10 protein-coding genes are annotated in these 8,343 nt (G+C 62.4%); all 10 read left to right on the top strand.

Translation table 11 applies throughout. The features are described 5' to 3' along the window. Positions 1-494 (top strand): helix-hairpin-helix domain-containing protein (locus tag Y708_RS22485; RefSeq protein ID WP_253905662.1); only part of this gene is annotated, 494 nt, incomplete at its 5' end. Between the two features lie 101 nt (positions 495-595). Continuing rightward, entirely contained in the window at positions 596-1,495 is a 900-nt protein-coding gene (rapZ, locus tag Y708_RS0103025; protein ID WP_028278783.1) for an RNase adapter RapZ, read from the top strand. Next, positions 1,495-2,526 (top strand): gluconeogenesis factor YvcK family protein, encoded by a 1,032-nt coding sequence (gene yvcK / locus Y708_RS0103020; RefSeq protein WP_028278782.1) that lies wholly within the window; start codon positions 1,495-1,497, stop codon positions 2,524-2,526. Before rapZ ends, yvcK begins: the two co-directional genes overlap by 1 nt. A 10-nt stretch (positions 2,527-2,536) precedes the next feature. After that, entirely contained in the window at positions 2,537-3,517 is a 981-nt protein-coding gene (gene whiA / locus Y708_RS0103015; protein ID WP_028278781.1) for a DNA-binding protein WhiA, read from the top strand. Between the two features lie 55 nt (positions 3,518-3,572). Beyond that, positions 3,573-4,199 (top strand): superoxide dismutase, encoded by a 627-nt coding sequence (locus Y708_RS0103010; RefSeq protein ID WP_028278780.1) that lies wholly within the window; start codon positions 3,573-3,575, stop codon positions 4,197-4,199. A gap of 217 nt (positions 4,200-4,416) precedes the next feature. Beyond that, the gene (gene gap, locus Y708_RS0103005) at positions 4,417-5,427 is read left to right on the top strand and encodes a type I glyceraldehyde-3-phosphate dehydrogenase (RefSeq protein ID WP_028278779.1); all 1,011 of its coding nucleotides are present in this window, start codon (positions 4,417-4,419) and stop codon (positions 5,425-5,427) included. 9 nt (positions 5,428-5,436) lie between these two features. Beyond that, a complete protein-coding gene (locus tag Y708_RS0103000) occupies positions 5,437-6,684 on the top strand; it encodes a phosphoglycerate kinase (protein ID WP_028278778.1) in 1,248 nt (415 codons plus the stop codon). Between the two features lie 40 nt (positions 6,685-6,724). Next, entirely contained in the window at positions 6,725-7,540 is an 816-nt protein-coding gene (gene tpiA, locus Y708_RS0102995) for a triose-phosphate isomerase (RefSeq protein WP_028278777.1), read from the top strand. Between the two features lie 19 nt (positions 7,541-7,559). Then, positions 7,560-7,811, top strand: a complete 252-nt coding sequence (secG, locus tag Y708_RS0102990; protein WP_028278776.1) for a preprotein translocase subunit SecG — start codon at positions 7,560-7,562, stop codon at positions 7,809-7,811. Between the two features lie 95 nt (positions 7,812-7,906). Continuing rightward, positions 7,907-8,281 carry an RNA polymerase-binding protein RbpA gene (locus tag Y708_RS0102985; protein WP_028278775.1) on the top strand — a complete coding sequence of 125 codons (375 nt, stop codon included), beginning with the start codon at positions 7,907-7,909 and terminating at the stop codon, positions 8,279-8,281. Positions 8,282-8,343 lie beyond the last annotated feature (62 nt).

The following is an 8,343-nucleotide window of genomic DNA, read 5'->3' as shown; positions in this document are numbered from 1 at the left end:
ACCTCGTGGTGGTCGACGGCGGCCAGCCGCAGGTGCAGGCGGCGGCCAGGGCGCTGACGGACCTGGGTATCGAGGACATTTTTGTGATCGGCCTCGCCAAGCGGCTTGAGGAAGTCTGGCTGCCGGACAGCGAGTTTCCCGTGATTCTTCCCCGCGCATCGCAGGGGCTCTTCCTGCTTCAGCGGATCCGCGACGAGGCGCACCGGTTCGCAATTGCCTATCACCGCCAAAAGCGCGGCAAGTCCATGACTGCTTCCGCACTGGATGGGGTGCCGGGTCTCGGACCGGCCAGGCGCCGGGCCCTGCTCAAGCACTTTGGATCCGTCAAGAAACTTCGCGCGGCGTCGTTGGAGGAACTTGCGCAGGTATCCGGCGTGGGCCCCTCACTGGCAGACAGTATCCGGCGGGAATTAGCCGGCGACACCGCACTGCGGCCGTCCGCCGATGCGCCGCTCACAGTGAACGCTGCGACCGGCGAAATCCTTGATTCTTAGCTAGGGTAGAGAGGGTGGTGCTGCGTGCAGATGCAGCGCCACCACTCACTGCACCGCCCACGCACTACGCCACCACCAACCGCCGGGATGGAACACAACACATGACTGAGGCTGACGCCCTGACGCCGGTTAAGCCGGCCGAATCCGAGCTGTTGGTTGTCACCGGCATGTCCGGAGCCGGTCGAAGTACTGCGGCGAACGCTCTTGAAGACCACGGCTGGTACGTGGTTGAAAACCTGCCCCCGCAAATGCTTGGCACCCTCACGGAGCTTGTCTCGCGCATGCCACAGTCCATTCCCAAGCTCGCCGTGGTCATAGACGTGCGCAGCAAGGAACTGTTCCGCGACATCCGTGGATCCCTCGAGGCCCTGCGTGCAGCTGGAATCAACTACCGGGTGCTGTTCCTGGACGCCGCTGATGACACGCTGGTCCGGCGGTTCGAGCAAGGCAGGAGGCCGCATCCATTGCAGGACGAGGGACGAATCCTTGACGGAATCGCTGCTGAGCGCGAAGTGCTGAAGGAACTCAAACACGCTTCCGACCTGGTTGTTGACACTTCGCAGCTGAACGTCCACGCCTTGGCGACCACCATCACGGAGCTGTTCTCCGAGTCAGGTCCCATTGTGCTGCGGCTGAACGTCATGAGCTTTGGGTTCAAGTACGGGCTTCCTGTCGACGCCAATTTTGTCGCGGACGTCCGTTTCATCCCCAATCCGCACTGGGTCCCGCTGCTCCGCCCACAAACAGGTCTGGATGGGCCGGTGCGAGACTATGTCCTTGATGCCCTTGGCGCAACAGAATTCATCGACAGGTTTGTCCACGCGCTTGAACCGGTGCTGGAGGGTTACCGGCGGGAGAACAAGCACTACGCGACCATCGCCGTCGGCTGTACGGGGGGCAAGCACCGGTCCGTGGCGGTCACCGAGGAGATCGCGCAGCGGCTCGCTCAGCTCCCACGTCTCCAAGTGAGTGCCCATCACCGCGACCTGGGACGCGAATAGTGGCCATTCTCACCGGTTCGCTGCCAATGATCCCCGCGACTGCCGGCAATCGGCGGGGTTCAGGCGCGCAGGAGAACGCTCCATCCGTCGTCGCATTGGGCGGCGGCCACGGACTGTCGGCCTCCCTGTCTGCCCTGCGGCTGCTGACCTCCGAGTTGACAGCGGTAGTCACGGTGGCGGACGACGGCGGTTCCTCCGGCACGCTGCGCCATGAGCTGGGGGTGCTTCCGCCGGGAGACCTCCGGATGGCATTGGCGGCGTTGTGTGACGATACCGACTGGGGGCGCACCTGGCGCGACGTCATGCAGCATCGGTTCACATCCCGCGAAGGCGTGCAGGGAAGCCTGGACAATCATGCATTGGGCAATCTGCTCATTGTCACCCTCTGGGAGCTGCTCGGTGACCCCGTCGCCGGACTGCAGTGGGCCGGCGCTCTGCTGGGCGCACGCGGGCGCGTACTACCGATGGCCAGCGTCCCGCTGACAATCGAGGGCGACGTGCTGACGGAGACCGGCGGCCAGCTGAAACTGCACACGGTGTCGGGTCAGGCGAAGCTTGCCCTCGCGGGCAGCCTGGGCAACGTCAGCAATGTGCGGCTTCTACCGGAGGGTGCTCCGGCATGCGTCGATGCCCTCACCGCCATCGAGCTGGCCGACTGGGTGATCCTGGGGCCGGGATCCTGGTACACCTCTGTCCTGCCGCACCTGCTGCTGCCGGAGCTGCGCGACGCACTATGCAGCACCACCGCCAGGCGCTGCCTCACCATGAACCTCACCAACGAAACCAAGGAAACGCAGGGGATGACCGCCGTTGACCATCTGGCGGTGATCCGCAGGTATGCCCCTGACTTCCGTGTGGATGTAGTGCTTGCCGATCCCACGGTGGTAGGCGACCGCCGGGAGTTCGCAGCAGCGGTCGCGGAAATGGGCGGCCGCGCGGTTTTGGGTAAAGTAGGCTCTTCAACGGGCGGCCCTGTCCATGACGCGCTGCGCCTTGCGACGGCCTACCATGACATGTTTGGTGAAATCTAGGAGAGTGTTTGTGGCGCTGACCGCGGATGTCAAGGAGGAGCTTTCGCACCTCGAGGCAAAGAAGTCATCAGTCCGCAAGGCGGAGGTTTCCTCCCTCCTGCGGTTCGCCGGCGGCCTGCACATCATCTCCGGCAGGATTGTGATCGAGGCTGAGGTGGATCTCGCTTCGACGGCCCGCCGGCTGCGGGCTGCGATTGCCGAAGTTTACGGACACAACAGCGAAATCATTGTCGTTGCCGGCGGCGGTCTGCGACGGGGAAACCGTTATGTGGTGCGCGTGGTCCGCGACGGGGAGTCCCTGGCGAGACAGACGGGCCTGCTCGACAGCCGCGGCCGGCCAGTCCGTGGGTTGCCTTCCGCCGTCGTCAACGGGTCGGCGGCCGACGCCGAGGCTGTCTGGCGGGGTGCCTTCCTGGCACACGGTTCACTTACCGAACCAGGACGCTCCTCATCCCTTGAAGTAACCTGTCCGGGTCCTGAGTCCGCCCTCGCACTGGTCGGAGCCGCCCGGCGGCTCGGAATAGCAGCGAAGGCGAGGGAAGTTCGCGGCGTGGACCGCGTAGTGATCCGGGACGGTGATGCCATTGCCGCCCTGCTCACCCGCATGGGGGCGCACGATGCGCTCATGGTCTGGGAGGAGCGCCGTATGCGCAAGGAGGTGCGGGCCACTGCCAACCGCCTTGCTAACTTCGACGACGCCAACCTCAGGCGCTCGGCGCAGGCAGCGGTTGCGGCGGGCGCACGGGTTGAGCGCGCGTTGGAAATCCTCGGCGAAGATGTTCCCGACCACCTGAACTATGCGGGGGAGCTGCGGGTCAACCACAAGGAGGCCAGCCTTGACGAGCTGGGCCGCATCGCCGACCCGCCCATGACCAAGGACGCAATTGCCGGTCGCATCCGGAGGCTTCTGGCCATGGCGGACAAACGGGCCATCGACCTCGGAATTCCCGGAACTGAGGCGAATGTGACCGCCGACATGTTGGATGAGTGAATACCTGCATAGGATGGTTGAGCACGTCCAGTAACACCAAGACATGGAGGATTTCGTGAGCGAGTACGTACTGCCCGAACTGAACTACGATTACGCCGCCTTGGAGCCGCACATTTCCGCGCGGATCATGGAGCTTCATCACAGCAAGCACCACGCCGCTTACGTCAAGGGAGCCAATGACGCTCTGGCCCAGCTTGCGGAAGCCCGCGATAAGGAGGATTTCGCCAACATTCCCAAGCTGTCGAAGGATCTCGCGTTTCACACCGGCGGACACATCAACCACTCGGTTTTTTGGAACAACCTCTCCCCGGACGGGGGCGACAAGCCGGAGGGTGAGCTGGCCGCTGCACTCGACAATGCGTTTGGCTCATTTGATAAGTTCCGCGGCCAGTTCAGCGCGGCCGCACTGAGCCTTCAGGGGTCGGGCTGGGCCTTCCTGGCCTACGAACCCATTGGCGGCAACCTGGTCATCGAGCAGCTCTACGACCAGCAGGGAAACGTTGCCGTGGGCACCACGCCCCTGCTGATGCTCGATATGTGGGAGCATGCCTTCTACCTGGATTACGTCAATGTGAAGGCCGACTACGTCAAGGCCTTCTGGAACATTGTCAACTGGGTGGACGTTGCGCGCCGGTTTGAGGCAGCGCGCACCCACGCGTCAGGGCTCATCACCCTCGCTTAGCCAGCGCAACTCCGGCGTAACCTTCGAAACCCGATCGGGTTTCGAAGGGCCGGATTGCGTAGGATGTACTGGGGTTGGCGCCTCTCAACGTGGCTCCAACCCACACTTCGACATAAAACGTGCACAACGCGGTGCAAGCTATTTCAGTCGCCGACCGGATGCATGCCAGAGGGCAGCCCGCCGCCGGCAGCAACCCCTAGCAAGGAGATGGAAACCAGTGACTACCCGTGTAGGAATCAACGGATTTGGGCGTATTGGCCGCAATTACTTCCGCGCCGCCCTCGAACAGGGCGCAGATCTTGAAATTGTGGCGGTCAACGACCTCACCAGCCCCGAGGCCTTGGCGCACCTGCTGAAGTACGACTCCGTTGCTGGCCGGCTGGGCGTCAGCGTTGAGGCTACGGATGGGGCGTTGGTGGTCGATGGCAAGACCATCAAGGTACTGGCTGAGCGGGATCCCGCAAAGCTCCCCTGGGCGGAACTTGGCGTCGATATTGTGGTGGAATCCACGGGCTTCTTCACCAAGGCCTCCGATGCGCAGAAGCACCTTGATGCCGGAGCCAAAAAGGTGCTCATCTCCGCACCGGCGTCGGACGAGGACATCACCGTAGTCCTGGGCGTCAATGACAACCTTTATGACCCCGAGAACCACCACATCATTTCCAACGCTTCATGCACCACCAACTGCCTTGGTCCGCTGGCCAAGGTGCTCAACGACAGCTTCGGCATTGAGCGCGGACTGATGACCACCATCCACGCCTACACCGCGGATCAGAATCTGCAGGACGGGCCGCACAAGGACCTTCGCCGCGCCCGCGCTGCCGCCATCAACATGGTGCCCACCTCCACCGGTGCCGCAAAGGCAATCGGCCTCGTTCTGCCGGAATTGAAGGGCAAACTCGACGGCTACGCGATCCGCGTTCCCGTCCCTACCGGCTCAGCCACAGACCTCACCGTGACAGTGGGCCGTGAAGTCACGGCCGAGGAAGTCAATGCCGCGTACAAGGCAGCCGCTTCCGAGGGCGCGCTCAAGGGCTACCTGACCTACACGGAGGATCCGATCGTTTCCTCTGATATCGTGGCCGACCCGGCGTCCTCCATTTTTGACTCGGGCCTCACAAAGGTGATCGGCAACCAGGTCAAGGTTGTTGCCTGGTATGACAACGAGTGGGGCTACTCCAACCGGCTGGTTGACCTCACTGAAATCGTCGCCTCCAAGCTGTCCTAGGAATACCGCGTGAGCTATTCATCCTTGGATGACCTGTTGTCAGAGGGTGTCCGTGGGCGGCGTGTTCTGGTCCGCTCGGACCTGAACGTGCCGCTTGACGGCTCCGGACCCTCAGTCCGCGTCAGCGATGATGGCCGGGTGAAAGCCTCCCTGCCTGTGCTGCAGAAACTCAGTGAGGCGGGCGCGGCGGTCATTGTGATGGCACACCTGGGGCGCCCCAAGGGGACACCGGAGCCAAAGTATTCCCTCAGGCCGGCGGTGGACCGGCTGGCCGATCTGGCGCCGTTCAAGGTGATCCTGGCTGGTGATGTCACGGGCAGCAGTGCCTCGAAACTGGCCGACGGCCTCCAGGACGGCGACGTGCTGGTGCTTGAAAACGTGCGTTTCGATGCACGGGAAACAAGCAAGGACGACGCCGAACGTCAGGCATTCGCGCAGGAACTGGCTTCCCTCACGGGATCAGGTGGAGCCTACGTTGATGATGCCTTTGGCGCGGTTCACCGCAAGCACGCGAGTGTGTATGACATCGCGGAGAAACTTCCGGCCTATCAGGGCGACCTCGTCAAGGCGGAGGTCGAGGTGTTGCAGCGGCTGACCGGTGAGCCGGAGCGTCCCTTTGTTGTGGTGCTGGGAGGGTCCAAGGTTTCCGACAAGCTGGCCGTGATCGACAACCTGATTGGCAAAGCGGATCAGATCCTGGTGGGCGGCGGCATGGTCTTCACCTTCCTCGCCGCGCAGGGCCACAAAGTTGGCGGAAGCCTCCTCGAAGAAGACCAGCAAGAGGCGGTTCGTGGTTACCTAGCGCGGGCACAGGATGCTGGTACGGAGTTTGTTCTGCCGACGGACATTGTGGTGGCGGAGAAGTTCGCCGCTGATTCAGCGCACGCAACAACCGCCGCCGACGCCATGGAGGAGAGCGGTTTCGGCTCCGGAGGAATCGGCTTGGATATTGGGCCCGACTCTGGATCAGTCTTTGCTGAGTGCATCCGCCGTGCAAGGACTGTGTTCTGGAACGGGCCTATGGGCGTATTCGAGTTCGAAGCGTTTGCGGCCGGAACTCAAACAGTTGCCGCAGCTCTGGCTGAGGCAACATCCGCAGGTGCCCTGACCGTTGTGGGAGGCGGCGATTCTGCGGCAGCGGTGCGCAGCCTTGGCTTTACAGATGACAGGTTTGGGCACATATCCACTGGGGGCGGCGCAAGCCTCGAATATCTCGAAGGCAAGGAACTGCCTGGGCTGTCGGCACTTGATCGCTAGGCTCAGTGCCCCGGACCACAAAAGACTCATGGGAGAAGACATGACTTCATCGACAAACGGCAATTTCGACCGGCGCCCGTTGATCGCTGGCAACTGGAAAATGAATCTCGACCACGTTCAGGGAATTACGCTGCTGCAGAAATTGGCGTGGACACTGGATGACGCAAAGCATGACTATCAGCGGGTGGAAGTGGCAGTGTTCCCTCCGTTTACTGACCTGCGCGGCATTCATACCCTGGTCAAGGGGGACGACCTGGAGACCGTTTATGGCGGCCAAGACCTCTCGCCGGCTGACGCGGGTGCCTACACCGGTGACATTTCAGGACAGTTTCTGGAGAAGCTGGGCTGCACCTACGTACTAGTAGGGCACTCTGAACGGCGAACCATTCACCAGGAGTCGGATGAACTGCTGAACCGGAAGGTGCAGGCGGCTTTCCGTCACAACCTGGTGCCGATTCTGTGCGTCGGCGAGGGGCTCGAGGTCCGTCAGGCGGGAACCCACGTGAACCACACGTTGGACCAGCTCCGCGAGGACGTTGTCGGTTTGGATCCGGAGAAGGCGGCGGAACTTGTGGTGGCCTATGAGCCTGTGTGGGCCATCGGCACCGGCGAGGTTGCCGGCCCGGAGGATGCACAGGAGATGTGTGCGGCTATCCGCGTCGAGCTGGCCACTTTGTTCGGGGATACCGTGGCCGCGCGGATACGCCTGCTCTACGGTGGGTCGGTGAAAGCCGCTAATGCAGGGTCAATCCTGAAGCAGCGTGACGTTGATGGGGTGCTAGTAGGAGGAGCGAGCCTCGACGCCGCCGAGTTTGCTAGTATTGTCAGGTTCGAACACCATCTGGTGACTGATTAGGTCACACTGAAAGGCCACTGTGGATATCCTCCGAATCATCCTGCTGGTATTGCTTGGAATCACAAGCCTGCTGCTCACGCTCCTCATCCTTCTGCATAAAGGAAGGGGCGGCGGTATGTCCGACATGTTCGGCGGCGGCATGACCACCAGCATGGGTTCCTCCGGCGTCGCTGAGAGAAACCTCAACCGATTTACCGTGGCCCTTGGTCTTGCCTGGGGAGTGGTCATCGTAGCTCTCGGCCTCATCCAGCGGTTCGCCGGCGACTCCTAGGCAGAGACCGCTGCACAAAACCATCCCGCGTCAACACGTCAAGGCGTAAACTGATCTGAGTTGTCAGGCAGAACGGCCACCGGCGGGAGAAATCCATGGTTGACGCGGGAAATGCATTTAAGGGCACTCGGATCGGGACCGATTCGAACGGCGGAATGTCTGGGTGGCAGGCCGAATCCGGGCGAAGTCCGACGGCCGTCGCGCGAACCATCGTCAGCTACTGGTGCGTCGATGGCCACGAAACCCGCCCCACGTTCGCGAAGCTGAACGACGAGGAGATCCCCGAGATCTGGGAATGTGGACGTTGCGGCCGCCCGGCAGGCCGTTCACCAGGGGTGGACCTGAACGTGGACGGTGATGAACCGTTCAAAAGCCACCTGCAGTACGCCAAGGAGCGCCGGTCCGAGGAAGAGGCCATGAAGGTGCTGGACGATGCGCTGAGGCAACTGCGCCGCAGGCATACGCCCTAACGCTGAACATGCCCGGTGCGGAGCTGATCCGCCAGTCGCTTGGATCGGCTAGCCATCCTCTG

Origin of the sequence: Arthrobacter sp. H5 (assembly GCF_000520595.1) — a bacterium.
Taxonomy (GTDB): Bacteria; Actinomycetota; Actinomycetes; order Actinomycetales; family Micrococcaceae; genus Arthrobacter_D.
This window is presented reverse-complemented; position numbering and strand designations above follow the sequence as displayed.

Coding starts and splice junctions, on each gene's coding strand:
- rapZ (WP_028278783.1), top strand. CDS start 596: ATGACTGAGGCTGACGCCCTGACGCCGGTTAAGCCGGCCGAATCCGAG.
- tpiA (WP_028278777.1), top strand. CDS start 6,725: ATGACTTCATCGACAAACGGCAATTTCGACCGGCGCCCGTTGATCGCT.
- Y708_RS0102985 (WP_028278775.1), top strand. CDS start 7,907: ATGGTTGACGCGGGAAATGCATTTAAGGGCACTCGGATCGGGACCGAT.